We start from the raw sequence: 23,727 nt of genomic DNA, 5'->3' as shown, positions 1-23,727 counted from the left end.
CCGATTACTGTTCATACAGCAGCCGGCATTTCTTCCGGTTACGTGCCAGGGACGCACATGTCCCTTGTTGACAGAGAAGAAAAAAAAGGTGTATCATGATTTCGTGTACAAATTACAGGGGAACAAACGGAAGAAAAAATATAAGGAGGCAGAGCAATGGGACAGCATTCTATGCAGAATATGGAGGATCAGCACAATCCGCTTGGCTTTGAAAAAGAGTCAAAGCTATTGGTGAATTTTGCAATTCCGTGCATTATATCCATGCTGGTCACAGCGTTATATAATATTGTGGATCAGATTTTTATTGGTCAGGGTGTAGGGATGCTTGGAAATGCGGCGACGAATATTGCATTTCCTCTGTCGACGACATGCACAGCGATTTCCCTTTTGATCGGAATCGGAGGTGCAACGAACTTTTCTTTGAAACTGGGGGAAGGGCAGGAAAAGGAATCCGCCGGATATGCCGGGAATGCTATCGCTCTGATGGGAATCTTCGGGATCTGTCTGCTTGCGGTTGTCTTACTGTTTCTGACTCCGATGCTGAAGTTTTTCGGTGCGACCAGCGATGTACTGCCGTATGCGGAGGAGTACACCAGGATTGTGGCAATTGGATTTCCATTTCTGATTGCAAACACCGGTATGAGTAAACTGATTCTGGCGGATGGCAGTCCGAATTATTCGATGATGTCTATGCTTGCCGGGGCAATTGTGAATACGATTCTGGACCCGATTTTTATCTTTGCATTCCACATGGGAATGTCTGGTGCTGCGCTTGCGACTATTATCGGACAGATCCTGTCATTTACGATCAGTCTCCGCTATATGTTTCGTTTTAGGAATATTCGTCTGGAGAAGGGCTGTTTCCGGATGAAGAAAATCCGCTGTCTGAATATTTTCAAGCTGGGAATGAGTGCATGCTTCAATCAGATAGCTATGGCAGTTGTGCAGATCGTGATGAACAACACGCTTGCGTATTATGGGGCATGTTCCGTTTATGGAAGTGATATTCCGCTTGCATGTGCGGGAATCATATCGAAGGTAAATATGATCTTTATGTCGTTTATCATCGGAATCTCCCAGGGGGTACAGCCGATCATCGGTTACAATTACGGGGCGAAGAAATACAATCGTGTACGGAAGACTTATCTTCTTGCAGTGGGAACGGCAACGGTGCTTTCGGGTATTGCATTTTTCTGCTTCCAGGTGTTCCCGAGACAGATCATTTCTGTATTTGGGAAGGGAAGTGAGCTATATTTCCAGTTTTCAGAACGGTATTTTCGTATTTTTATGTTCCTGACGCTGATCAATGGAATCCAGCCGGTTACGTCCAATTTCTTTAATTCCATCGGGAAATCAAAATTGGGTGTGTTTATGTCGCTGACAAGACAGATTCTGTTTTTGCTCCCGCTCATTATCATTTTCCCTATATTCATGGGAATCGACGGAGTCATGTATGCGGGACCGATTGCCGATGCGGCGGCTGCGATTGTGTGCGGTTTCTTTACACTGAGAGAACTGAAGGAATTGAAACTTCTGGAGCTTAAGAGGCAAGAGGAATAAGTATACGATGGAAGATTCATATGTATTACAACTTTTAGAACCGAAGTTCAAGGAATTTCACCTTTGTTTCTGTGGTTTTGCACAGTGTGAACCCCTGCACAGTTATGGTCCTGCAAGTCGTCCGAATTATATTGTTCACTATATTATGGATGGCAAAGGTATTTACCAGGTGGGAGAAAAGAAATACAAATTGTCAAAGGGACAGGGATTTCTCATCGAGCCGGAGGAACTGACCTTCTATCAGGCCGATCAGGAAGAACCCTGGAGCTATCTCTGGGTTGGAGTAGGTGGAACCGGTGCAAAAAAATTTATACAGGACATTGGACTGAACAGTCAACAGCGAATTTTCCGGTGCGCGGACGGGGAGAAGCTGAATGAAATTGTGATGGATATGATGAAGCATACCAGATCAACAGTTTCAGATCTGTATTATCTGCAGGGAAAGTTATACGAGTTGTTCTCGGTTCTGGCATCCGATGTGGTGATAGAGGAATTAATGGAAGAGAATAAAGAGAATCGTTATATTCAGGAAGCGGTGACTTATATCCGGAATCATTACGCGGCAGGACTTACGGTAGAAGAACTGGCAGGATATCTGGGAGTAAATCGAAGTTATCTTTATACGTTATTCAAAAATAAGCTGCAGCTGTCGCCCAAGGAGTTCCTGACAAAATTCCGGATATCCAGAGCGAGAGAACAGTTGATTCTTACGGAAGAATCGGTGGAAAATATCGCTGTTGCCTGTGGATATCACAGCACTCTGGTTTTTACAAAGAATTTTAAGCAGGAGACCGGGATGACTCCGACAGAATTTCGTAAGACGAACCGGCAGGCAGCGAAAGATCGTCTGCTCATGAATCAGAAGAGCCCGGGAACCGGAAAAAACTAACATTTGATATGTTTTTGCTGACAAAAAGAACTAACGCAAGCCTTTGAGGAGCGATATACTTGTTATCAGAAATTCAAAGGAGGAACGAAGATGGCAGCAATTATTTATCATGAAAAAAGCAGAATCTTTCACTTATATAATCAGCAGATCAGTTATCTGATGTGTGTGTTGGAAAATGGCCATTTAGGACAGCTTTACTATGGGAAACGGATTCGTGACAAAGAGGATTTCTCTTATTTGATTGAAAAAGCACCCAGACCAATGGCTTCTTATATTTATGAGGGGGATCGGACCTTTTCACTGGAGCATTTGAAACAGGAGTATCCGGTGTACGGAACGACCGACTATCGCCATCCGGCGGTGGAGATTTTGCAGGAAAACGGAAGTCGTCTTTCAGATTTTCAGTATGCGAGTCATACGATCAATGGGGGAAAGCCGCGACTTGAGGGGCTTCCTGCAACGTATACGGAATCGGATGATGAGGCACAGACCTTGATGGTTACTCTGAAAGATGAATTGACCGGAGTGAAGTTAGAACTTCTCTATACGATATTTGAAAGAGACGGAGTTATTGCAAGAAGTGCCCGGTTTGTAAATGAAGGGAAAGCTCCGGTGCATCTTCTTACAGCCATGAGCCTGAGTATGGATCTGCCGGATAAGGATTATGTATGGCTGCAGCTCTCCGGAGCATGGGCGAGAGAAAGATATGTTAAGACGCGCGTGCTGGAACAGGGAATTCAGGCTGTGGACAGCAGACGTGGCAATTCATCTCATGAGCATAATCCGTTTCTTGTGCTGAAGCGCCCGCATACGACGGAGCATCAGGGGGAAGCTATCGGCTTCAGTCTGGTATACAGCGGCAATTTCCGGATGCAGGCGGAAGTGGACACGCATGATGTGACAAGAGTCACGGCGGGGATCAATCCGGCAGGGTTTGACTGGAAACTGGATATAGGGGAACATTTCCAGACACCGGAGGCGGTTATGGTTTATTCGAATGAAGGGCTGAATGGCATGAGTCAGGCATTTCACAGGCTGTACCGCTTGCGACTTGTCAGAGGATACTGGAGAGACCGGGTAAGACCGATTTTAAATAATAACTGGGAAGCGACGTATTTTGATTTTACCGAGGATAGGCTGGTGGAGATCGCTTCTAAAGCGAAAGAGTGCGGTGTGGAACTATTTGTACTCGACGACGGCTGGTTTGGAGAAAGAAGCAGTGACCGCGCAGGCCTTGGAGACTGGTACGCGAATAAGAAACGTCTTCCGAGAGGAATCAAAGGATTGGCAGAGCGGATTGAAGCGTTGGGTATGAAGTTTGGACTTTGGTTTGAACCTGAGATGGTGAACAAGGATTCCGATCTGTATCGCTTACATCCGGACTGGATTCTTCAGACGCCGGGACGCAGTGTTTCCCACGGAAGATATCAGTATGTGCTGGATTTTTCACGAAAAGAAGTAGTGGACTGCATTTACGAAATGATGGCGAAGCTGCTTGCGGAAGCGCGCATCTCTTATATCAAATGGGATATGAACCGCAGCATTACGGAGTGTTATTCGGCAGCACTTCCGGCGGACCGCCAGGGAGAAGTGTTCCATCGGTACATTCTGGGAGTGTATGACTTGTATGAGAGACTTACGAGTAACTTTCCTGAAGTTCTGTTTGAGTCCTGTGCAAGCGGAGGAGGACGATTCGACCCGGGAATCCTGTATTATGCCCCGCAGGGATGGGCAAGCGATGACTCAGACGCCGTGGAACGACTGAAAATTCAGTACGGCACATCCATGTGCTACCCGATCAGCGGTATCGGCGCCCATGTTTCTGTGACTCCGAATCATCAGGTATTCCGAAATACGCCACTTCATACACGGGCAAATGTAGCATACTTTGGAACATTTGGCTACGAACTGGATCTGAACAAACTGACAGATGAAGAAATCGAGCAGGTGAAGTCGCAGATAAGTTTTATGAAGGAATACAGAGAAATCATACAGTTCGGTACCTTCTATCGCCTGAAGAGTCCGTTTGAGAACAATGAGACGATCTGGCAGGTGGTAAGTGAGGATAAGAAAACATCTCTGGTGGGATGGTATCGTGTACTTAATGGAGTCAATATGCCATATACCCGGATACAGCTCCGGGGACTGCTGGAAGATACTTTGTATGAAAATGTGGAAAACGGTACGGATAATTATGGAGATGAGCTGATGAATCTGGGCCTTCTCACTTCCGATGTGACGGCAGGAGAAATTCTGTCCGGTAAAACGCCATGTACAGACTTTGATTCCAGAATCTATGTGTTAAAGGCAAAGGAATAATAGAAATGAAGAAAGAAGAAAAAAAAGAAAAGGCAAAGGGCGTAACTGGAATGAGGGCTGCGTTCATGCTGCTGGGAATTCTTTTGATCGGAATATGTGTGACCTGCTATCGCCTGAGTGAATTTGGAGTAGATCCGTTTAGTGGGATGAATCTTGGAATCAGCGGTTTTATCGGATGGTCCTTTGGAAACTGGCAGCTTGTGGCGAATATATTAATTTTGGTTGTAGTATTTTTTACTGTACGCCATTTGATCGGACCGGGAACGGTTATTAATATGGTAGGCGTAGGCTATACGGCAGACTTTTTGTGCTGGGTAGTGCTGGATGTACTGAAAGTGGAAATGACACTTCCGCTTCGGATACTGGCCTTGTGTCTGGGGACGCTGTTTGCCTCACTCGGTGTGGCGCTTTATATGATCGCCGATATGGGACTCGCTCCGTATGACAGTGTGGCGCTGATTATTGAGAAGCTGACCAAAGGGAAAGTGCCTTTTCAATTTGCCAGAGTGGCTTCCGATATTACAGTCATTGTGATCGGAGTCGCATTTTGCCTGGCGGCAGGTAATAATGTGTGGCTGATCGTGGGGATTGGAACGATTGCAAATGCATTGCTGAACGGGCCGTTGATCCAGTTCTTCAGGAAGCGGATTGAGAAGGTTGTGGATTTATAGTAAATTGCTGGAAATTATAACATCATCGGTGCGGCGGGTAATTTGTCTGTGCACCGATGATGTTTTTTATTAAATAGGGCTCATTATAAGTCGAGGAGTTCTGCGATGATTTTATTGGTATCGTATTCCGGTGCATATTTTTCAGATACATCACAGATCCGTTGAATCGTTTGAATATCTTCTTCCAGCAGATCAGCAATTTCTGTAGGGGGCAGTTGCTTTTTGAGTTTTTTGCAGATTTGTGGAACAAGGATTTCCATATGACCTTCCATGCGCCCCTCTTCCTTACTGATCCGACGTGTTTCCTGAACATCATAAGCTTCAAAACTGTCAAATAACATATCAAAATCCCTCCGTGTAATCAGATCGGTAAATGATTCTACTTCCTTGCGTGGTACATTCAGCCGATACAAGAAAACAGCGATAATTTTACCAATCAATGTTTCCAAGTGTAGAAAGTATAACATAAGGCCGCAGACCAGGCAAATTAAAAAAGTATAAAATGTAAAATACACTTGATAATACGGACACAACTGTGTATTCTTGAAAATGTAAGATATATTTTACATATAGGGTTATGCTTGAATAAAGGAGAAAAGTATGCAGTTTGAAGATGAGAAAGATTATATTATGCGGATAATTAAAGAGATGGTCGCCATTTTATCCAGTTTAGTATTAGGAAAACAGTATGTACAGGTGGAACTTGACAAGGAGAATAAATACGGAGTTTCCGGAGCAAAACCGGAGAAATGGAAGCAGTTGATTGATGCCGGAAAAATCAATGAGGCGGAGAATATGCTTTTGGAAACGCTGGATTATCATGATAAGGATGAAGTGGCAGCGGCAGTATTCTTTTACGAGTATATTGCTGAAAAAGGGGATGCATTTCTGGAGAAATATAATTACTCGATGGAAGAGGCGCTGGATGGTTTGAAGCAGATTGCTCTTCACTGTGGATATAAAGATGTTGTAGAAGTATTGCTGAAGAACCATATATAGAGGGGCAAAGAGGTAGGAGGAATGAAAATGAAACTGATCTACAAAGGAAAATATAACGGAGATGTAAATACGCTTCCACATGGCGAACACAAGCCGGGCGCGGTGAAATTTAAGGAATTTGATGATGCAAAGACTTTGGGGATTGTTGCAAATGTCATAGCTCTTGTGATAACTGTGGGATTGTTTTTTTTATTTCTGGGAACATTGGGGGCACTTTGTCTGGGAATGGGAGCGGGAGATTATTATAATGTTTTCAATGCGTTAACACAGATGCCGAGAGGGGCAAGAACTTATTTGTATCAGTTCAATTCTTACTGGTATATGCCGTGATCATGAAGGCAGAATGTATGGGCTGCCAGGTAGACAGCCCATGCAATTCTGAGGATTATTTCATTTGCGGCTGAGTCAGGATGGATTTAACATGTTCAACCTCTTCCTGAGTCGCTTTGGCTGCCGGAACGTAATAACTTTTCTCCCGGGCAACCTGATAAAGTTTTTCCTGAGACATTTCAGTCTGATTTCGCATCTGCTTCAGACATTGTTTCAGTTCTTTGTTTTCTGTCTGGGTAATATAATCCGCAAACATTTTCAATTCCCCGTTGACTCCTACCAGAGTATCGGTAACCATCGTCTTTTCGTCCATTTCTCTGTGCCTCCTATAAAAATTTCATCAATTCTTGCTTATTTTTCATGGCAGAATCCGCTGCATCCTGAAAAATCTTTTTTACTTCAGGATCCTGTGACTGGGATGCATAATCCGTCATTTTGCAGTGGCAGGTTTCAAAACCGCCGATCAGGTGACGCAGATTTTGTAAGTCCAGAATCGAAATATCAGACATAGTATCATCCTCCTTTTGTACATTTCGTGTTACGGACTTAGTATGGCTTAGAAATATCCTTTTTATTCTGGCTGGGGAATGATATACATTTGCCTTTCCTTGGGATAGGTACTACCAAAGATATAGTTCGTTATATCGTCAAATGTAAGATCCGCGTCATTTGCATATACCAGATAAGTGCTGTCGGAGGCTGCGTTTGGATGGCGTCCTGTAAACAGCGCTTTATATTTATAAACGCGTCCGTCAGGTGCAAGAAATCCATCGGATCCGGAGGTGGAAGATTCTGCATCTTCCTGGGAACTGCTTTCCTTCAGTATGTACAGTTTTTCACTTTTCCCGCCTGCCAGAAGTGCTTCTTCGACGTCCGACATGGTTACAGCTTCTTCATTTGTGAGAATCTTGTAAATGTTGTCGGTTGTTTCACCATTTCGCTTTCCGATTATATATCTGGTGTATTGATACAATGTGCCGTCCGGACTTTCTGATTTTTCTCCGAAATTTGCAGCCGGTTCGTAATATTGACGTATTGCCTGTAAATATTCGGTTAAGAATATTTGCAGATCCGTCTCCGATGAGGAAAAGCTTTTGATATCTTCTATTTGTAGAATCTGTTCCAGATTTTCGGAAGAACATCTAAATCTCCTCACTTCGGTTTCGTCCGGGGCAGGGTATGTCCATTCAAAATATTCGGCATTATCGGTCAATATCAGAAAAAGTGCGGCTTTTTTAAGCATATCGTTATAAGTGGTATATTCATTGCGGGGAGACTCTGCAAAGTTTATTGTAATACCATAGCCGGTTTCTTTAGTATTCAGCTCTAAAGTATATTCTCCAAAAGAAGCGATATTTATAAGCTGCAAAATAGTTTCATCAGCCGTGACATCCCCTAAATAGGGATTTTTTGCCTGATATAATTCTTTCGCACGTTCAGAAACAGAATATGCGTCCAGAAGCTCATCACTTGATTTTCGGGAAAAAACAAGGTAGTACAGAATATCTCCGCTGTTTTTCGAAAGGAGTTCTGCTTTACTGGTCTTATCCATGTATTCGCTGCAGGGAAAAGCAGATACACCTTCACCGTCGTCAAAATGCCATGCTGACAGAACAATTTCCTCATCGGGAATAATATCAGTCCAAGCGGAGGTGTTCTCCAAATAATAATTTTCCGCCATTCCGGAGAAATGGATGGCATTGGAAATGCTGAAATCAGCCCGAGCATTTTCGAAATTTACGGAGAAAAGAGCATTCCACTGGGAAGCATCCGGGTAGTTGAAATCCCGTTTAACACGGAAAGTCCCTTTACGTGGAAGACCATCTTCTGTGAAGTCGGCATGATTCAGGATTTGATATCCGGTCAATTCTCCGTCAGTATAACACTCCTGGTATAAAAGCATGCTTTTGATGTCAGAAGAAACACGGTATTCGTATTCAATTCCGTCAGACGAAACTGTAGCGGTGCCTGACTTATTGCGCATAGAGCTCTGATTCAGAACATTCCCACAGCCCAGCAGAGCAGTGAGAAGGCAAATTACAATACTGACGGCGATTACCGGTTTTCCCGGGGACTTAAAATACAGTATATTTTTGATACGGCTTTTAACAGAAGTTTCGCCGAATGCCAAAGCTCCGGCAGTATGGTACTTTCTGCCTGCGGCAAATCCGAGAAGCGTGTGGCTGTATGGTTCACGGAAATCCGCTTCCGTGTTCAGAAGAACATGCTCATCACAGCTCATCTCCATATCGCGGCACATGAAATAATAGGCGATCCATACCAGAGGATTGAACCAGTATACACCAAGGAGAAGGATGGCAAGCACTTTCACCTGATGATCGTGGCGGCGGATATGGTATCGCTCATGCTGAAGGATACATTTGCGCTCCGTTTCGTTCAGACGGAAAGGAAGATAGATCTTCGGACGCAGGAATCCCATAACAAAAGGTACGTAAATGCTGTCACATTCATAGATATCATCTTCGTATTTTACGGCGGTGGCAACCGTCTTTTTCAGCCGTCTGCCGGAAAGCGCCTGATAAGTAAGGAACAGCAGGATGCCGGAAATCCAGATTCCAATCATGATATCAGTAACAGTAAAAATTCCCTGCAAAGATTCTGCTGATCTTTCGGAATCAGGCGAAGCAGCAGAAGAGGGGAAAGAACCGGCAGTTACTGTGGATCCGGCATTTGTATCGCCTGAACCGGAAGGCTGCCGGTTGGTTTCGGATTGACTTGCTGCTTTCTCTGCTGAGGTCTGCTTTGAAACATCGACTGCCTCGGAGATATCAGATGGTGTGCCTCCTGAATTCGTGTTACCCGCCGTATTGCCGTTATAGATAACATTAGGAGATTGCAGATCGTCTGTGGTGTCCCAGATCATCTGATTCCCGGAGGAGATATGCCTGCTTAACAGATCCAGACTGAACAGACTGTATCGGCTGGAAAATGAGAACGGGCAGATCAGGCGAAACGCAATGATTCCCCACAGCATATAAGAGAATATTTTCGGTGATTTCCGAAGAAGCTGTCTTGCAAGTAGTACGAGGAGAATCACAATGCCTGCTGTGAAAGACATATTGCAAATTGTAAGGAATATTTCCCGGATCAGATTCATAATCATCCCTCCTTATGTTCGTCAATCATGCGTTTGATTTCCTCCGCTTCTTTCTCCGAAATCGTCTTGCCACCCAGAAAGGCGGCAATGAACCCCGGCAGGGAACCTTCAAAAGTCCGTTCTACAAAATAATCGGACTCCACAGCCTGACATTTTTCCTTCGGAACCAGCGAGGAAACGATGGTATCTTCATTTTTTAAGAACCCTCTCTCTGCGAGCTTTTTGATGACTGTATAGGTGGTCGACTTCTTCCAGCCAAGCCGGTCATGACTGAGCTTCACCAGATCACCGGAACGCACCGGCTCAGTCTCCCACACCAGAAGCATAAAACGATATTCACTGTCACATAATTTTAAATCCATTTTAAAACCCCCTTTACAAAATGGTCTATGAGAATAGACTTGCTTTTCTTTTAGTCTATAATAATAGACTTAATATGTCAATAGAGAAGAGGATTTTATGAGGAAAAACTTGTATCGCATGCGAAAAGAAGGTATTATCTTGAAGGAAGAATGTCGATCATGAAAGAGAAATGAGGTAGTATATATGAAGATCAGAAAAGCAACAATAGAAGATTTGAAAGCAATCACAGCTGTAGAAGCAGAATGTTTCCCGGCGGCGGAAGCGGCTACGGAAAAAGATTTTGAAGGAAGACTTACTGTTTACCCGGATTATTTCTGGCTTCTTTTTGACGGGGATACACTGGTGGGATTTGTTAACGGAATGGTGACCGATGAACCGGACCTGGCAGATGAGATGTATGAAAATGCATCGCTGCACAAGGAAGACGGAAAATGGCAGATGATCTTCGGAGTCAATACGATTCCGTCGTACCGGAGACAGGGATGTGCCGAAAAGCTTCTCAGGCAGGTAATTGCAGATGCCAGAGAACAGGGAAGAAAAGGCGTGGTGCTTACTTGTAAGGATAAACTGATTCATTATTATGCCAAGTTTGGGTTTGTGAATGAAGGTGTGTCAGAATCGGTACATGGGAATGTGGTGTGGTACCAGATGCGGTTGGAATTTTGATGGGGAAGTGCTGTTATGTGAAAGATAAATGGTTTTTCTTTTGAAGTTTGCAAATATCAGCCAAAAATAGTGGAATTTTTTTGTTTATACTTTCATATAATAAATGTACATTTTGTACAATATTGACATTGTGTACGCAAATTGTTATAATGGAGGTATATAAGGAGATGATGGATATGTTAATGGAACAGGCAACAACAGTAAGAAAAGAATGGAGTTCTGTCTGCGACAGCGTGATTCATGATAAACCGAAATTTATTAAGCGGACCAGGGATAAGATGTGGTTCTCAAATCTGGAAACGATGTCTGAAATTCTGGAAGCGTATCATTTTACTGCAGATAGATTTGTGGAAGAGGATGGCACAGTCACGTTATCCTTAAATGAAATTGATTTAATTGAAAATGGGTGCACGGAACCAGAGGCACGAGAATTGCTGGGAAAGTCAATCTTAGAGTATTCGGCAGAGTATTATGATGATTATGCGTTGTATTCACGTAGCCCAAACAGAAAAGGACATGTGCCGTATATCTTCAAAGCACTTATTATGGATGATCCCAAGAAGATAGGGGAGAGTATTGAATGCCGAGATGGAAAGAGCTAAAGAGATTTTGTGAGCGTGATGGCTGGGAATTGTATAAAGATACGGATCATTATTTTTATCGGAAGATAGACGATGACGGAAGCATCAGGATGACGAAAGTTTCTAAAGGTTCAGGAGAGATACATACAAGAATGTGGAAGGAAATATTGAAGAAACAATTAAAAGTGACACAAGAATATTTCAATGAACATATATAGTCAGAACAAGCTACAAATCCACTCGTAGTCTTGACAATTCGGCCATGAATATGATACGATTTTCAAAGACACAAAGAGAGAGTCGAACAAAATATGATAAAAGCAATGACGAAGAGAGTAAGCTTTTTGGACTTCTACAGAGAAATCCCGTATGCTGAGAGGGATGAGGAAAGATCAGCCGAACATGGCTTCCGAGCAGCGCACCGAACAGGAAGAAAGGATATTCCATTTTCCCTGCAAGGCTGCGATGGGTTCCGCCCGTTACAGCGGATGAGTGCAGATGCACTTACAGAGACTCTGACCCGTGAGGGTGAGAGTGAAGTAGAAGTGGTAACACGGTAATAACCCGTCTTCTTATTTTTAGGAAGACGGGATTTTTTTATAAAGAGAGGGAATCAAAATGGCAGATAAACCAAAATATTACATTACAACTGCGATCGCCTACACATCCGGCAAACCGCATATCGGAAACACTTATGAAATCGTGCTTGCAGATGCTATCGCACGTTACAAGAGAAGTCAGGGATACGATGTCTTCTTCCAGACCGGAACAGATGAACATGGACAGAAGATAGAGCTCAAAGCAGAAGAGGCCGGAATCACACCAAAGGAATATGTGGATAACGTAGCCGGAGAGATCAAGCGGATCTGGGATCTGATGAATACTTCCTATGACAAATTTATCCGTACAACCGATGATTATCATGAGAAAGAAGTACAGAAGATTTTCAAGAAACTGTACGATCAGGGCGATATTTACAAAGGATATTACGAAGGAATGTACTGTACGCCGTGTGAATCTTTCTTTACAGAGTCACAGCTTGTAGACGGCAAATGCCCGGACTGCGGACGCCCTGTACAGCCGGCAAAAGAAGAGGCATATTTCTTCAAGATGAGCAAATATGCGGATAGATTGATCGATTACATCAACACACATCCGGAGTTTATCCAGCCGGTATCCAGAAAGAATGAGATGATGAACAACTTCCTGCTTCCGGGACTTCAGGATCTTTGTGTATCCAGAACATCCTTTAAATGGGGCATTCCGGTAGACTTTGATCCGAAGCATGTCACTTATGTATGGCTGGATGCGCTGACAAACTACATCACCGGTATCGGTTATCATTGTGACGGTGAAAGCGAAGAATTATTCAACAAGAACTGGCCGGCAGACCTTCATCTGATCGGAAAGGATATCATCCGTTTCCATACCATTTACTGGCCGATATTCCTGATGGCTCTGGGACTTCCGCTTCCGAAGCAGGTATTCGGACATCCGTGGCTTCTGCAGGGCGACGGCAAGATGAGCAAATCCAAAGGAAATGTTCTGTATGCGGATGAACTGGTAGATTTCTTTGGAGTGGATGCGGTACGTTACTTTGTTCTGCATGAGATGCCGTTTGAAAATGACGGTGTAATTTCATGGGAACTGATGGTAGAACGTCTCAATTCTGACCTTGCAAATACACTTGGAAATCTGGTAAATCGTACCGTTTCCATGACAAATAAATACTTCGGCGGAACCGTAACGAATAAAGGTGTGACAGAAGAAGTGGATGCAGACCTGAAAGCAGTGACCGAAAATACACCGGTTCTGGTAGAAAAGAAGATGGATGAACTGCGTGTGGCAGATGCCATGACGGAGATCTTCAATCTCTTCAAACGCTGCAACAAATACATTGACGAAACCATGCCGTGGGCACTGGCAAAAGATGAAGCGAAGAAAGACCGTCTGGAAACCGTACTCTGGAATCTGATCCAGAGCATTTCCGCAGGCGCACGCCTTCTCGAATCCTTCATGCCGGAAACTTCTGAGAAGATCCTGGCTCAGCTCGGCGACGGACATGTAGTAGAGAAACCGGAAATTCTCTTCCAGAGACTGGACATCAATGAAGTCCTTGCCAAAGTAGAAGAACTTCATCCGCCGGTTGAGGAAGAAAAAGAAGAAGACGAAAATGTGATCGATATCGAAGCAAAACCGGAGATCACATTTGAAGATTTCGGAAAAATGCAGTTCCAGGTTGGCGAGATCATTGCCTGCGAAGAAGTAAAGAAATCCAAAAAACTTCTCTGCTCTCAGGTGAAGATCGGAAGCCAGGTAAAACAGATCGTATCCGGGATCAAAGCACATTACACTGCCGAAGAGATGGTCGGAAAGAAAGTAATGGTACTTGTAAACTTAAAACCTGCAAAACTGGCAGGCGTTCTGTCTGAAGGAATGCTGCTCTGCGCAGAAGATGCAGACGGCAATCTGGCACTGATGACACCGGAAAAACCGATGCCGGCAGGAGCGGAAATCTGCTAGCAATTTTGGGGATAGGTTCCTTGACTCACTTGTGAGTGAGTCAAGGAACCTGTCCTCCCTAACTCGAAAATGAAGAAATAAATCTAAGTATTATCTTGAAACCAGGAGTACTATCATTGAGTTTGGAATATGGGGAATTCCCGTTTTTATGATTTACATTGAGGAGGCATATTCAAAAAAGACTATGTTTCTTGCACTTGTTATTGAAACAATCATTATGCTTTTAGGTTTGCTGGTTGTTTATGTTAAATATTATAAAAGAGCTTTGATTTCCAAGTGGAATAAGTGGAGAGGAAAATAGAGCAGTGATGGGAGACTTTGTTAATCTCCTGATCACTGCTTCATTATTATTAATGTGGCTGTGTGACGGAAAACCCGTCCCTTAGTCACCTAGAAGAACCGCTTCTTATCCAATTTAAAGATAATCCCCAGCGCCGTATAGCAGATCAGGATAACGATCACTCCATATGCCAGTGAAAGCCCCATCTTATATTCCTGCATAGCGGTCACCATGGAAATTGAGATTGGTCGATTGAATACACCGTAGAGCAATGCGGACATGGTGTATTCTCCCAGTGTCCGAATCAGTACCAGTACGCCACCGGCCATAATTCCGGGAGCAATATTCGGCATGATAATACGGAAAAATGTATGAGCCATGTTGGCTCCCAGGCTTTTTGATGCTTCCTCGAGATTCTTGTTTAATCCCATAATAGCCACTTCGTTGGAGTTAAGGAGCAGCGGGATGGAATTAATCGTATAAGCAATCGGAACGATGTAAAACCCGCCGATCAAGGCATTCCCAAAGGCAAAGATACTTTTCTGGCTGAATGCGTTGATCAGATTGATGGCTACAACGCTTGCCGGCATGGTCCACGGGAGCATGAGCAGGACTTTGAGGAAAGCGTGGAATTTGCTTTTGTATTTTACGATCATGTATGAGCTTGGCACGGTGATGACAAGACCGGCTATGACTGCTATGGCAGACATTTTCAAGCTGTTGATCAGTGGTTTCAGTACTCGCGTTTTCTGGAAGATCATCAGGTAGTTTTCCAACGTAAATGTATGCGGGAAAATATCCTGCATGATGGAGCTTGTCGGGACGAAGGAAAGGTACACAATGGTGATGATCGGCAATAGGATCAACAGGATCTGAATAAAAATGATGATCCGGCTTATGAATGACAGCAGGCTATGCGTTCCCTTAAGCGGCGCAATCGCTGTGCTTCGGTCCGACGCATAGTTCCCATACCGTTTGCTGTAATACTGGATCGTCAGCATCACGATCATGCTGATGAGAAATAATACAACAACTTGAACAGATGCCATTTCCATATGATTGTTGGCCTTTGATTTTACGATTTGCGTGCTCAGCACCTTGAAGCTGCCTCCGATCAGATTCGGAGCGGAGAAAGAGCTGATTCCGGATGCAAATGTCACAATCACGGAGGAGAGTACAGCTGGGGTGATGACCGGCCAGATTACGTCTTTGAAAATCTGGAACCAGGAGGCACCCATACTTCTTGCCGCCTCGATGCTGGAATTGTCAACATATTTCATGGCTACATAGACATTTAAGTAAAAGTAGACGTACTGTGTATACGTTACCACGAAAACGATGGCACCAAATCCCTGAAACTGAAATGGAATCTGCTCCAGGTGAAGGAGATACTGGATTCCTTTGGTCAGGATTCCACTCTCGCCGTAAAGCTGGATAAATGAGATTACGGTGATAACACCTGGAATCATCATCGGACTGAGCAGCAGAATGTGAACGAACTTTTTCCATTTACCGGCGAGAAAGGTCATATACATTGCCAGCATAATTCCGATGGTTCCGCAAGTCAGTACGGATGCGGCTCCCAGAAGAACCGTATTTCCGATAACCTTTCGCTGGTTTGGATTCTGAAAAAATTCCCGGAACACGTCAAGCCCATAACCGGAGTCCGTTTCCAGTGCCTGCATGAAGGTGTGGAAAAACGGAACGATGATATAGCCGAGTATGAGGAATCCGAGAATCAGATACCATAGATAGCGGAAAATGCTTATTTTATCCTTTTTCATATCTTCTACACCCCGCCTATATTTGCAACTTTAACAAAACAACTGTCATTTACATGCCAGATTTTGGAAATATCTCCACGATTAATCTCGATAACGCGGTATGTGTTATCCGTTGTGGTAACCGTGTATTCATAATACATGCCGGAAAATTTGACTTCTTCCACGCGGGCAGGGATTCCGTTCTGCGGATCGTGGGAAATCGCCATATGTTCTGGTCTTACAAAGAGATATGGGGCGTCAGTGTGGCCGCAAATTCCAAAGTCTTCATAAAGATTCTGGGGGACTTTGTTGGATGTGCCGACAAAATTTGCCACAAATTCCTGGTTTGGATGATTGTAAATGTCTTCCGGTGCGCCCATCTGCAGGACTTTTCCGTCACGCATTACCGCAATCTGATCGGAGATGGAAAGCGCTTCCTGCTGATCATGGGTGATAAATAATGTGGTAATTCCGGTTTTTTTCTGGATGGCACGGATCTCTTCGCGCATTTTCACGCGGAGCGCTACATCCAGATTGGACATTGGCTCATCCAGAAGCAGCATCTGAGGTTCAATGACGAGAGCCCTTGCGATGGCAACCCGCTGCTGCTGACCGCCGGACAATTCATTAATACGCCGGCCTTCCAGTTCTTTCAGACCCGCAAGATCCATGTAGTAGTCGCATTTCTCTTTAATTTGGGCTTTGGACTGTCTCCGGATTTTCAGACCGTAGGATATATTTTCGCGAACGGTCATGTTTGGGAATAGTGCATAATTCTGGAAGACGATTCCCATGTTGCGTTTTTCCGGTGCCCATTCTGTGATGTCGGTATCTCCGATCAGTACCTGCCCTTCGGTTGGGCGGATAAAACCTGCCAGTATACGCAGAAGAGTGGTTTTGCCACACCCGGACGGGCCGAGAAGTGTGAAGAAATCCCCTTTCTTAATGGTGATATCTACAGAATCAAGAACTCGGGTCGTGTCAAAGCTGTGTGAAATATTTTTTAGGATAATGTCACTCATATTTTGTTCCCTCATAGAATTGAACATACAGAAATAGTGGAGCAGCGCCCCACTATTTCCAAATGTTTATGGTGTTTGCCGATTGGTATCAATTAATTGGACTGCACGGTCTTGTTGCCGTCAATATAATCGGTTTCCCATCTTTCCAGTGTTGCAGACTGGTTTGCGCTGATATCAGCCCAGTCAAGAGTCATCGGAGCATATCCGGTCTTCATCCATTCCGGAGCACCTTCCAGAGCAGCATCGAGAGCCGGCATACGGTTGAAAGAATTTGCAACCATTTCTTCACATTCCTTGCTTCCCACGAATTCTACGAAAGCGGCTGCAGCATTTGGATGTGGTGCATTTTTAATTGCTGCGATACAGTCTGTGATTGTGATTGCGCCGCTTGTTGCATCTACGATTTCAAGAGGCATGCTGTTGTTGTCTCTGTTGTCAATGATGTTGTCAAGTACTGCGATAGAGATGGCTGCTTCGCCTTTCCCGATAGCCTGGAACATCATGCTTCCGCTGTTGTAGTAATTCTTGATATTTGCATTCAGACCTTCGATGTATTCCCATGCAGCTTCTTCGCTTTCATTTGCGGTATAGTAGCTTACGAGAGCGGCGATGGTGGAACGCATAGAAGAGGAAAGAGAATCACGCGTGATGATCTTTCCTGCATATTCCGGTTTTACCAGATCGCTCCAGTCCTTCGGAGCTTCTTCTGCTGTCATTAAGTCGGTGTTGTAGAACATCACAACCGGTGTTTTATAAGTTCCGTACCAATATCCGTCTGCATCTTTGAAATCATCCGGAAGATCACCAGCCCATTCAGGCTTTGTCGCTTCATAGCATCCTTCATCCTGAAGAAGCATATAGGTTGCAGTATCACCACCGAACATGATGTCTGCCTGCGGGTTGTCTTTTTCACTTCTGACACGGTCGGCAAGTTCACCCTTCAGGTTGATGTATTCAACCTCTACACCGGTCTTTTCGGTAAATGCGTTGCAGATTTCTTCTAACATGTCTTCTGAATGCGTAGAGTATACAACGAGGGAATCTTCCAGTTCTGCAGACTCCTCTGTCTTGGAATCTTCCTTTTGGTCTTCTGTTGTTGTGCTTTCTTTGCTTCCGCAAGCTGCCAGTGAGAATACCATCATACCGGCAAGCAGTGCTGCAAGTAGTCTTTTCTTCATAATTGTCCTCCCAATAATTTTATATTTCGCCTCAAGGGCATGACAATTATAACGCACTATAGAAAATAATGCTAATAAATAAACATTACAGCACTATTTTATAGAAAAAAACTATATTTCAGCTTCAAAATATCAAGAAACGTAATATTTAGTGGGAAAATATTGAAATTACTAATTATGTATTCAAGTTTTCAGGCTCGATTGACATTTAGAAAAAAGAAATTTACGATAGAAGCAATAGTAAAATGGAAAAAATATCGAGGAGAAAACTATGAAAGCACTAGAGAAGGAGGAACTCTTACGGGCAAAGATTCCCTGTGAAGAGACAGGCATTACGGTTAAGACCGGAATCTGCGGATTCTGTGGGGGATCATGTCTGGTGGATGCCTACTGTAAAGACGGAAAAGTGATCAAGGTAGAAGGAAATAAAGATATGCCCGGTTCGAACGGGCGAATCTGCGTGAAAGGGGCTGCGCTGAAGCAGTCACTTTATCATCCGGATCGACTGTTGTATCCGATGAAACGGATCGGTGAACGCGGAGAAGGAAAATTTGAGCGGATCAGCTGGGATGAGGCGCTTACCACGATCGCTGAAAAAATGACGGAAACCAAAGAAAAGTACGGAGCAAAGGAGACTTTGATCTATGTCGGACATCCAAAATGGTTCCGGCCGCAGCTTACAGAATTGGCAAATGGTTACGGGACGCCGAATTTCGGAACGGAATCCAGTACTTGTGCGTATTCTTTGATGATGGCGTGCATGAGTACATTCGGACAGGAGGTCCGGATGCCGATGCCGGATATGCAGCGCTGTAAGATCCTGGTTGTATGGGGAGTGAATTCTCTTTACAGTAATTCGGTGACGGCCGGAGGGGCGTTTATTGGAGCAGTCAAAAGAGGAGTGAAGCTGATCGTGGTGGATCCGAGATGTACGCCGACTTCGGAACATGCGGATATCCATCTGCGCCCGATTCCGGGAACGGACGGAGCGCTTGCGCTTGGAATGGCAAGAGTCATCATCACAGAAGGACTTCAGAATCAGGAATACATTGATAAATATACAATCGGATTTGACGAATATAAAGATTATGTGATGCAATTTACGCCGGAGCGGGTAGAAGAAATCACCGGTGTTCCGAAAGAAGACATGACAGCAGCGGCCCGCCTGATGGCGAAGGAGGCACCCTGCCCGATTCAGCTGTCGGCTTCTCCGGTGGTACATAATGTGAATGGTATGCAGAATGCCCGTGCGATCGTGTTGCTCCTGGCACTGACCGGCAGCTTCGGCGTGGAGGGAGGAACACTTCCGCCGGGACCGGGAAGAGCTGTGCTTCGGGAAGCATTTCTGGGAACCATGCATGCGAGAGTGGATGCGGATCAGGATCTGAGTCATGAGGAATTTCCGGCATGGGCGCGTCTTACGGCGCAGGAGGCACAGGTGACGAGACTGGCTGATTATATGGAGGGAAAAGGAGCTTATCCGATCCGGACGATTCTTTCTTTCGGAATGAATCATCATATGTGGCCAAGACCGGACCGCCTGGAAGAAGGCTTTAAAAAGCTGGACTTCTTCGTGAGCGCGGATCTTTATATGACGGATACCGGCAAATTTGCGGATATCGTTCTACCGATCCAGACGTCTCTGGAACGGGAGCAGGTTGCCGTATTAGGCGCAGACACCGTGTACTATCAGGCACCGGTAGTAGAACCGATGGGAGAGGCGAGGAGCGATATGGATGTGATTACCGGATTGGCAGAAAAACTGGGAATTACAATCGGAGGAGAAGAACCGATCAGGTGCCATGAGGATTATCTGAGGAAATCTGTTTCGGCGACAGGACTCACATTGGAAGAAATCAGGCAGGCGCCAAAAGGAATCAAGGCAAGGAAAATCATGCCGGGGCGCACATCGGAACAGATTCTGCAGGTGAAGACACCGAGCGGAAAGATTGAATTTGTCTCCAGCATCATGGCGTCATGTAATAAAGAAGGAAATGAGGCACTTCCGGTTTACCATGATTTCAGGGAAAAACTTCCGATGGACGAATACCCGCTGATTCTGACGACAGGCAGCAGAAAACCACAGCTCTTCCATTCCAGAACCTACCGGATGCCGTGGCTTGCAAATCTGGAAGAGTATCCGCTTGTTGAGATTCATCCGGATGATGCCCAAAAACTGGGGATGGAAGACAATGAGATTGTAATGATAAAGACACCGGTAGGAAGCATGGAATTAGTGCTCAGCATCAATTCGTCCTGTCTGCCGGGAGCAGTGAATGTATATCATGGAGCGGGAGATAAGGACATCAATCTTCTGATTGATGATAATTATCTTGATCCGGTATCCGGATTCCCGGGATATAAATCTTACTGCTGCAGACTGGAAAAGAAGGAGGTGCACCATGAGTAGAGTTGTATGTGATCCGGCACTGTGTTCGGGATGCCTTGCCTGCGTAGTAGCCTGTATGGATCAGCACTATGATGAAACGAAGGCCGATGCGGTTTCACCCCGGATCTATGAGAAACGTACATCCCGGAAGAGCGGGCTTGTGAGCTATATAACCAGAAGCTGCCTTCATTGTGCGGATGCACCCTGTATGGAGCAGTGCCCGATGAAGGTGTTTGAACGGACGGAAAATGGATTTGTTGTCGCATTGCACAAAGAAAAATGTATTGGCTGCAGAACATGTGCGAGAGTCTGTCCGCATGATATTCCGAGATATGATAAAGAAAGAAAAATTGTAAAATGCGACGGCTGCGCAACCCGCGTGGCCTGTGGACTGGAACCGGCGTGTGTGAGGGCGTGCAATACGGGAGCACTTCGCCTGGCAGAATAAAGGAGGAAGGAAGAAATGAAGAAAAAAGGATTTTGCGGCATCTGTCCGGATAAATGTCCGATTGAAGCTACTGTAGAGGACGGCAGACTGATCAAAGTAGAACCCGACAGGGACTGCCCGGGAGGGCGTGTCTGTCCGCGTGGGGCATTATCTCCACAGATCGTTTATTCAGAAAAACGGATACGGAAACCACTGATCCGCAACGGAGAGAAAGGAAGCGGAGCGTTTCGGGAGGCCACTTGGGAAGAGGCTTTAGACGCAGCGGCAGCCGGATTTATGAAAATTAAAGAGCGATATGGTGCAGACGCATTGGTAAGTTATGTGGGCAGCAGCGGAAGAGAAGCAGCAACGATGCGATGCTTTAACGGAGTGAATGCATTTTTTAAAAATCTGGGATCCCATAACGATATGAGCTGTGGATGTATCTGTAATGTCTCTTCTAATATGATGACACCTGTACTGACCTATGGTGTCCCGACGCCGAAGCTTTATCAGGATATTTCGAACAGTGAAGTCGTATTTATCTGGGGGAAAAATTCAAAAACAGATTCCGGACCGCTTACTACACTGGAACTGGTAAAGGCAGCAAAAGCGCGCGGTGCAAAAATCATTGTGATTGACCCGAGAGGAGAAGGAATGGCAGAACTTGCCGATTGGTGGATTCCGGTGATTCCGGGAGCAGACGGAGCACTCGCGGTTGCGATGCTGAAGATTATTGTGGAAGAAGAACGATATGACAAAGTATTTGTTAATGAATATACAAAAGGGTTCGATGAATTTGCAGGATATCTGAGAACGGTTTCCCTGGAAGAAATGTCAGAGTGCTGCGGTATTTCCATGGAAGACATCCGCAAATTAACAGATATTTTCTGCAGTACGACAAAGATTTCACTGATTTCATACACAGGACTGGAATATCAGCTGAGCGGTGTACAAAATAACAGAGCCATCCAGATACTTTGGGCGATCACCGGGAAAATCGATGTTCCCGGCGGAATCTGTATTGCTTCTAAGAAGAATCCGACGATTCCTCTACGACCGATGGAAACTGTGGAAGATGCTGTCGGTGCGAAAGAATTTCCGCTTTACAGCAGGCTTACCGGAAGCGGACAGTTTGTGAAAATACCGGAGGCGGTGCTGCATGACGATCCGTATCCGGTGCGGGGAATGCTGATCTGTGCAGCCTCTCCGGCCATCACATATCCGGAACAAAGCCTGTGGCACGAGGTCTATAAAAAGTTGGATTGTCTGGTGGTTCTCGACCGGTTTATGACCGATGATGCAAAATATGCTGACGTGATTCTGCCTGCCACAACTTATTATGAAGATCAGTCGGTCGTTCCGGTTCAGGGTGGCATGCGTCTGCGTAACCGAATCATAGAACCGGTCGGAGAGGCCAAAAGTGATGTGTTTATTTTACAGGAACTGGCGGAGCGAATGGGCTTTGGAGACGCATATCCGAAGAACGATGAGGAGCTTATGCTCTGGATGTGCGGTGGCAACGAGCAACTGCTTGACCGGCTTAAGAAGAGTGAATATGGTGTGGTCAATCCACCTGAAATCCAATATGAAAAATATAAGACCGGAGAACTGCGCGAGGATGGTAAGCCGGGATTTCCGACTCCTTCCGGGAAATTTGAGATCAGTTCGACTTATATTGCAGAATGCGGTTATACACCGTATCCGAAATATGAGGATATCCGTTCTGTCAAAGAAATGGGAAGCAAAGAAGAATATCCACTCATTATGACAACAGCTGCAAGAAGTGCCCTAAGGTTTTGCTCATTTGGACCGGGATTAAAGGAAATAGCCGAAAGAGAACCACTTCCAACAATTGATATGAACGCAGAAGATGCAAAACGTTATGGCTTGGAAGATGGAGAAGAAGCAATCGTAGAGACAGTCTTTGGAAAAGGTGAATTCAAAGTACGCATTTGCCCGATGGCAAAAGGCAGTATACATATTGCCGGCGGTGCAGGAAGCTTCTATATGGAAGGAGAATGGAAGAAACATAATGTCAATGAAATCTGCAGTATGAAGTATTCAGATCCATTGTCCGGATTCTTGACATTCAAATCCGTACCTTGTAAAGTGACAAGTATAAAATAAAGAACATGGAGGATACTAACATGGAACGCGTTGAAAAATTTTTAAAAGAAGCAGAAACATATTATCTCGCAACGATGGACGGAAACCAGCCAAGAGTCAGACCTTTTGGAACGGCGCATATCTTTGAAGGAAAGTTATATATACAGACCGGAAAAGTGAAAAGTGTGTATAAACAGTTGAAAGAGAACCCGAACGTAGAAGTCTGCGCATGCATGAACGGAAAATGGCTTCGCGTATCAGGAGAATTGGTAGAAGATGACAGAAGAGAGGCAAGAAAATCTATGTTGGATGATTATACATCTCTTAGAGCCATGTATTCCGAAGATGATGGAAATACAGCAGTATTTTATTTTCAGAATGCAACTGCAGTATTCAGCAGCTTCACAAGTGAACCGGAGACGATTTGTTTCTAGTTTGTTTTGGGGGGCGGTTTTGTGTAACACTATCATTTTTGTGTGTGACGCCACCACTGCCCCCTATTAAAATTTAAAAAATACCCCAACACCAGACCCAACCTGT

23 protein-coding genes are annotated in these 23,727 nt (G+C 44.7%); 15 read left to right on the top strand and 8 right to left on the bottom strand.

The genetic code is table 11. The features are described from left to right. The first annotated feature begins 171 nt into the window (after nucleotides 1-171). From ACTNB3_RS12375 to ACTNB3_RS12360, 4 genes are all read left to right on the top strand, one after another. A complete protein-coding gene (locus tag ACTNB3_RS12375) occupies nucleotides 172-1,560 on the top strand; it encodes an MATE family efflux transporter (protein WP_441026065.1) in 1,389 nt (462 codons plus the stop codon). A gap of 7 nt (nucleotides 1,561-1,567) precedes the next feature. Continuing rightward, nucleotides 1,568-2,449: an AraC family transcriptional regulator gene (locus tag ACTNB3_RS12370; RefSeq protein ID WP_441026012.1), complete on the top strand. Its 882-nt coding sequence runs from the start codon at nucleotides 1,568-1,570 to the stop codon at nucleotides 2,447-2,449. A 90-nt stretch (nucleotides 2,450-2,539) separates the two neighbouring features. Further along, entirely contained in the window at nucleotides 2,540-4,768 is a 2,229-nt protein-coding gene (locus tag ACTNB3_RS12365; RefSeq protein ID WP_441026010.1) for an alpha-galactosidase, read from the top strand. 5 nt (nucleotides 4,769-4,773) lie between these two features. Then, nucleotides 4,774-5,439: a YczE/YyaS/YitT family protein gene (locus ACTNB3_RS12360; RefSeq protein ID WP_427805877.1), complete on the top strand. Its 666-nt coding sequence runs from the start codon at nucleotides 4,774-4,776 to the stop codon at nucleotides 5,437-5,439. A gap of 83 nt (nucleotides 5,440-5,522) precedes the next feature. Here the strand turns inward: ACTNB3_RS12360 and ACTNB3_RS12355 are convergent, their stop codons facing one another. Next, on the bottom strand, nucleotides 5,523-5,780 hold the full coding sequence (locus ACTNB3_RS12355; RefSeq protein WP_291817174.1) for a hypothetical protein: 258 nt from the start codon (nucleotides 5,778-5,780) through the stop codon (nucleotides 5,523-5,525). Nucleotides 5,781-6,039: 259 nt separating this feature from the next. Here ACTNB3_RS12355 and ACTNB3_RS12350 point away from each other — a divergent pair, with 259 nt between their 5' ends. Next, nucleotides 6,040-6,438, top strand: coding sequence for a DUF6483 family protein (locus tag ACTNB3_RS12350; protein ID WP_427820127.1), 399 nt, complete (start codon nucleotides 6,040-6,042; stop codon nucleotides 6,436-6,438). 27 nt (nucleotides 6,439-6,465) lie between these two features. Continuing rightward, a complete protein-coding gene (locus ACTNB3_RS12345; RefSeq protein WP_427820128.1) occupies nucleotides 6,466-6,768 on the top strand; it encodes a hypothetical protein in 303 nt (100 codons plus the stop codon). Nucleotides 6,769-6,823: 55 nt separating this feature from the next. Here ACTNB3_RS12345 and ACTNB3_RS12340 read toward each other — a convergent pair whose 3' ends face one another. From ACTNB3_RS12340 to ACTNB3_RS12325, 4 genes are all read right to left on the bottom strand, one after another. Next, nucleotides 6,824-7,081, bottom strand: a complete 258-nt coding sequence (locus ACTNB3_RS12340; protein ID WP_291817180.1) for a spore coat protein — start codon at nucleotides 7,079-7,081, stop codon at nucleotides 6,824-6,826. Between the two features lie 13 nt (nucleotides 7,082-7,094). Further along, complete coding sequence (locus ACTNB3_RS12335; RefSeq protein ID WP_291817183.1) at nucleotides 7,095-7,277, bottom strand: hypothetical protein; 183 nt, start codon at nucleotides 7,275-7,277, stop codon at nucleotides 7,095-7,097. Between the two features lie 62 nt (nucleotides 7,278-7,339). Then, nucleotides 7,340-9,886, bottom strand: a complete 2,547-nt coding sequence (locus ACTNB3_RS12330; RefSeq protein WP_441026006.1) for a M56 family metallopeptidase — start codon at nucleotides 9,884-9,886, stop codon at nucleotides 7,340-7,342. A gap of 2 nt (nucleotides 9,887-9,888) precedes the next feature. Beyond that, entirely contained in the window at nucleotides 9,889-10,248 is a 360-nt protein-coding gene (locus ACTNB3_RS12325) for a BlaI/MecI/CopY family transcriptional regulator (protein ID WP_291817187.1), read from the bottom strand. Nucleotides 10,249-10,432: 184 nt separating this feature from the next. On the opposite strand from ACTNB3_RS12325, the gene ACTNB3_RS12320 reads away from it, so the two are divergent. From ACTNB3_RS12320 to metG, 5 genes are all read left to right on the top strand, one after another. Further along, on the top strand, nucleotides 10,433-10,915 hold the full coding sequence (locus ACTNB3_RS12320) for a GNAT family N-acetyltransferase (RefSeq protein ID WP_291817189.1): 483 nt from the start codon (nucleotides 10,433-10,435) through the stop codon (nucleotides 10,913-10,915). 176 nt (nucleotides 10,916-11,091) lie between these two features. Beyond that, nucleotides 11,092-11,517, top strand: a complete 426-nt coding sequence (locus ACTNB3_RS12315) for a hypothetical protein (RefSeq protein ID WP_427820131.1) — start codon at nucleotides 11,092-11,094, stop codon at nucleotides 11,515-11,517. Then, nucleotides 11,496-11,714: a type II toxin-antitoxin system HicA family toxin gene (locus tag ACTNB3_RS12310; RefSeq protein ID WP_427808796.1), complete on the top strand. Its 219-nt coding sequence runs from the start codon at nucleotides 11,496-11,498 to the stop codon at nucleotides 11,712-11,714. The genes ACTNB3_RS12315 and ACTNB3_RS12310 overlap by 22 nt, the downstream gene beginning before the upstream one ends. A 93-nt stretch (nucleotides 11,715-11,807) precedes the next feature. Continuing rightward, nucleotides 11,808-12,056 (top strand): hypothetical protein, encoded by a 249-nt coding sequence (locus ACTNB3_RS12305; protein WP_441026003.1) that lies wholly within the window; start codon nucleotides 11,808-11,810, stop codon nucleotides 12,054-12,056. Nucleotides 12,057-12,114: 58 nt separating this feature from the next. Beyond that, nucleotides 12,115-14,019 (top strand): methionine--tRNA ligase, encoded by a 1,905-nt coding sequence (gene metG, locus ACTNB3_RS12300; RefSeq protein WP_427808794.1) that lies wholly within the window; start codon nucleotides 12,115-12,117, stop codon nucleotides 14,017-14,019. A gap of 390 nt (nucleotides 14,020-14,409) precedes the next feature. Here metG and ACTNB3_RS12295 read toward each other — a convergent pair whose 3' ends face one another. The 3 genes from ACTNB3_RS12295 to ACTNB3_RS12285 all read right to left on the bottom strand — a co-directional run bounded on the left by ACTNB3_RS12295 (nucleotide 14,410) and on the right by ACTNB3_RS12285 (nucleotide 18,262). Next, nucleotides 14,410-16,083, bottom strand: coding sequence for an ABC transporter permease (locus ACTNB3_RS12295; RefSeq protein ID WP_441026000.1), 1,674 nt, complete (start codon nucleotides 16,081-16,083; stop codon nucleotides 14,410-14,412). A gap of 5 nt (nucleotides 16,084-16,088) precedes the next feature. Continuing rightward, entirely contained in the window at nucleotides 16,089-17,084 is a 996-nt protein-coding gene (locus ACTNB3_RS12290) for an ABC transporter ATP-binding protein (RefSeq protein WP_441025998.1), read from the bottom strand. A gap of 92 nt (nucleotides 17,085-17,176) precedes the next feature. Further along, the gene (locus tag ACTNB3_RS12285; RefSeq protein WP_427808790.1) at nucleotides 17,177-18,262 is read right to left on the bottom strand and encodes an extracellular solute-binding protein; all 1,086 of its coding nucleotides are present in this window, start codon (nucleotides 18,260-18,262) and stop codon (nucleotides 17,177-17,179) included. A 271-nt stretch (nucleotides 18,263-18,533) separates the two neighbouring features. Between ACTNB3_RS12285 and ACTNB3_RS12280 the strand changes: the two genes are divergently transcribed. The 4 genes from ACTNB3_RS12280 to ACTNB3_RS12265 are packed head-to-tail and all read left to right on the top strand — an operon-like array spanning nucleotide 18,534 to nucleotide 23,621. Next, nucleotides 18,534-20,672, top strand: coding sequence for a molybdopterin-containing oxidoreductase family protein (locus tag ACTNB3_RS12280; RefSeq protein WP_441025996.1), 2,139 nt, complete (start codon nucleotides 18,534-18,536; stop codon nucleotides 20,670-20,672). Next, nucleotides 20,665-21,099: a 4Fe-4S dicluster domain-containing protein gene (locus ACTNB3_RS12275; protein ID WP_441025994.1), complete on the top strand. Its 435-nt coding sequence runs from the start codon at nucleotides 20,665-20,667 to the stop codon at nucleotides 21,097-21,099. The genes ACTNB3_RS12280 and ACTNB3_RS12275 overlap by 8 nt, the downstream gene beginning before the upstream one ends. Before the next feature lie 15 nt (nucleotides 21,100-21,114). Next, a complete protein-coding gene (locus ACTNB3_RS12270) occupies nucleotides 21,115-23,208 on the top strand; it encodes a molybdopterin-containing oxidoreductase family protein (RefSeq protein WP_441025992.1) in 2,094 nt (697 codons plus the stop codon). Between the two features lie 20 nt (nucleotides 23,209-23,228). Continuing rightward, nucleotides 23,229-23,621, top strand: a complete 393-nt coding sequence (locus tag ACTNB3_RS12265; RefSeq protein ID WP_427820138.1) for a pyridoxamine 5'-phosphate oxidase family protein — start codon at nucleotides 23,229-23,231, stop codon at nucleotides 23,619-23,621. Nucleotides 23,622-23,727 lie beyond the last annotated feature (106 nt).

The organism is Bariatricus sp. HCP28S3_D3, from assembly GCF_052065755.1.
Taxonomy (GTDB): Bacteria; Bacillota; Clostridia; order Lachnospirales; family Lachnospiraceae; genus Allocoprococcus.
This window is presented reverse-complemented; position numbering and strand designations above follow the sequence as displayed.

Bases quoted from the DNA above. Each gene is read 5' to 3' on its own strand.
- ACTNB3_RS12375 (WP_441026065.1), top strand. From the start codon at position 172: ATGCAGAATATGGAGGATCAGCACAATCCGCTTGGCTTTGAAAAAGAG.
- ACTNB3_RS12370 (WP_441026012.1), top strand. From the start codon at position 1,568: ATGGAAGATTCATATGTATTACAACTTTTAGAACCGAAGTTCAAGGAA.
- ACTNB3_RS12365 (WP_441026010.1), top strand. From the start codon at position 2,540: ATGGCAGCAATTATTTATCATGAAAAAAGCAGAATCTTTCACTTATAT.
- ACTNB3_RS12360 (WP_427805877.1), top strand. From the start codon at position 4,774: ATGAAGAAAGAAGAAAAAAAAGAAAAGGCAAAGGGCGTAACTGGAATG.
- ACTNB3_RS12355 (WP_291817174.1), bottom strand. From the start codon at position 5,780: ATGTTATTTGACAGTTTTGAAGCTTATGATGTTCAGGAAACACGTCGG.
- ACTNB3_RS12350 (WP_427820127.1), top strand. From the start codon at position 6,040: ATGCAGTTTGAAGATGAGAAAGATTATATTATGCGGATAATTAAAGAG.
- ACTNB3_RS12345 (WP_427820128.1), top strand. From the start codon at position 6,466: ATGAAACTGATCTACAAAGGAAAATATAACGGAGATGTAAATACGCTT.
- ACTNB3_RS12340 (WP_291817180.1), bottom strand. From the start codon at position 7,081: ATGGACGAAAAGACGATGGTTACCGATACTCTGGTAGGAGTCAACGGG.
- ACTNB3_RS12335 (WP_291817183.1), bottom strand. From the start codon at position 7,277: ATGTCTGATATTTCGATTCTGGACTTACAAAATCTGCGTCACCTGATC.
- ACTNB3_RS12330 (WP_441026006.1), bottom strand. From the start codon at position 9,886: ATGAATCTGATCCGGGAAATATTCCTTACAATTTGCAATATGTCTTTC.
- ACTNB3_RS12325 (WP_291817187.1), bottom strand. From the start codon at position 10,248: ATGGATTTAAAATTATGTGACAGTGAATATCGTTTTATGCTTCTGGTG.
- ACTNB3_RS12320 (WP_291817189.1), top strand. From the start codon at position 10,433: ATGAAGATCAGAAAAGCAACAATAGAAGATTTGAAAGCAATCACAGCT.
- ACTNB3_RS12315 (WP_427820131.1), top strand. From the start codon at position 11,092: ATGTTAATGGAACAGGCAACAACAGTAAGAAAAGAATGGAGTTCTGTC.
- ACTNB3_RS12310 (WP_427808796.1), top strand. From the start codon at position 11,496: ATGCCGAGATGGAAAGAGCTAAAGAGATTTTGTGAGCGTGATGGCTGG.
- ACTNB3_RS12305 (WP_441026003.1), top strand. From the start codon at position 11,808: ATGATAAAAGCAATGACGAAGAGAGTAAGCTTTTTGGACTTCTACAGA.
- metG (WP_427808794.1), top strand. From the start codon at position 12,115: ATGGCAGATAAACCAAAATATTACATTACAACTGCGATCGCCTACACA.
- ACTNB3_RS12295 (WP_441026000.1), bottom strand. From the start codon at position 16,083: ATGAAAAAGGATAAAATAAGCATTTTCCGCTATCTATGGTATCTGATT.
- ACTNB3_RS12290 (WP_441025998.1), bottom strand. From the start codon at position 17,084: ATGAGTGACATTATCCTAAAAAATATTTCACACAGCTTTGACACGACC.
- ACTNB3_RS12285 (WP_427808790.1), bottom strand. From the start codon at position 18,262: ATGAAGAAAAGACTACTTGCAGCACTGCTTGCCGGTATGATGGTATTC.
- ACTNB3_RS12280 (WP_441025996.1), top strand. From the start codon at position 18,534: ATGAAAGCACTAGAGAAGGAGGAACTCTTACGGGCAAAGATTCCCTGT.
- ACTNB3_RS12275 (WP_441025994.1), top strand. From the start codon at position 20,665: ATGAGTAGAGTTGTATGTGATCCGGCACTGTGTTCGGGATGCCTTGCC.
- ACTNB3_RS12270 (WP_441025992.1), top strand. From the start codon at position 21,115: ATGAAGAAAAAAGGATTTTGCGGCATCTGTCCGGATAAATGTCCGATT.
- ACTNB3_RS12265 (WP_427820138.1), top strand. From the start codon at position 23,229: ATGGAACGCGTTGAAAAATTTTTAAAAGAAGCAGAAACATATTATCTC.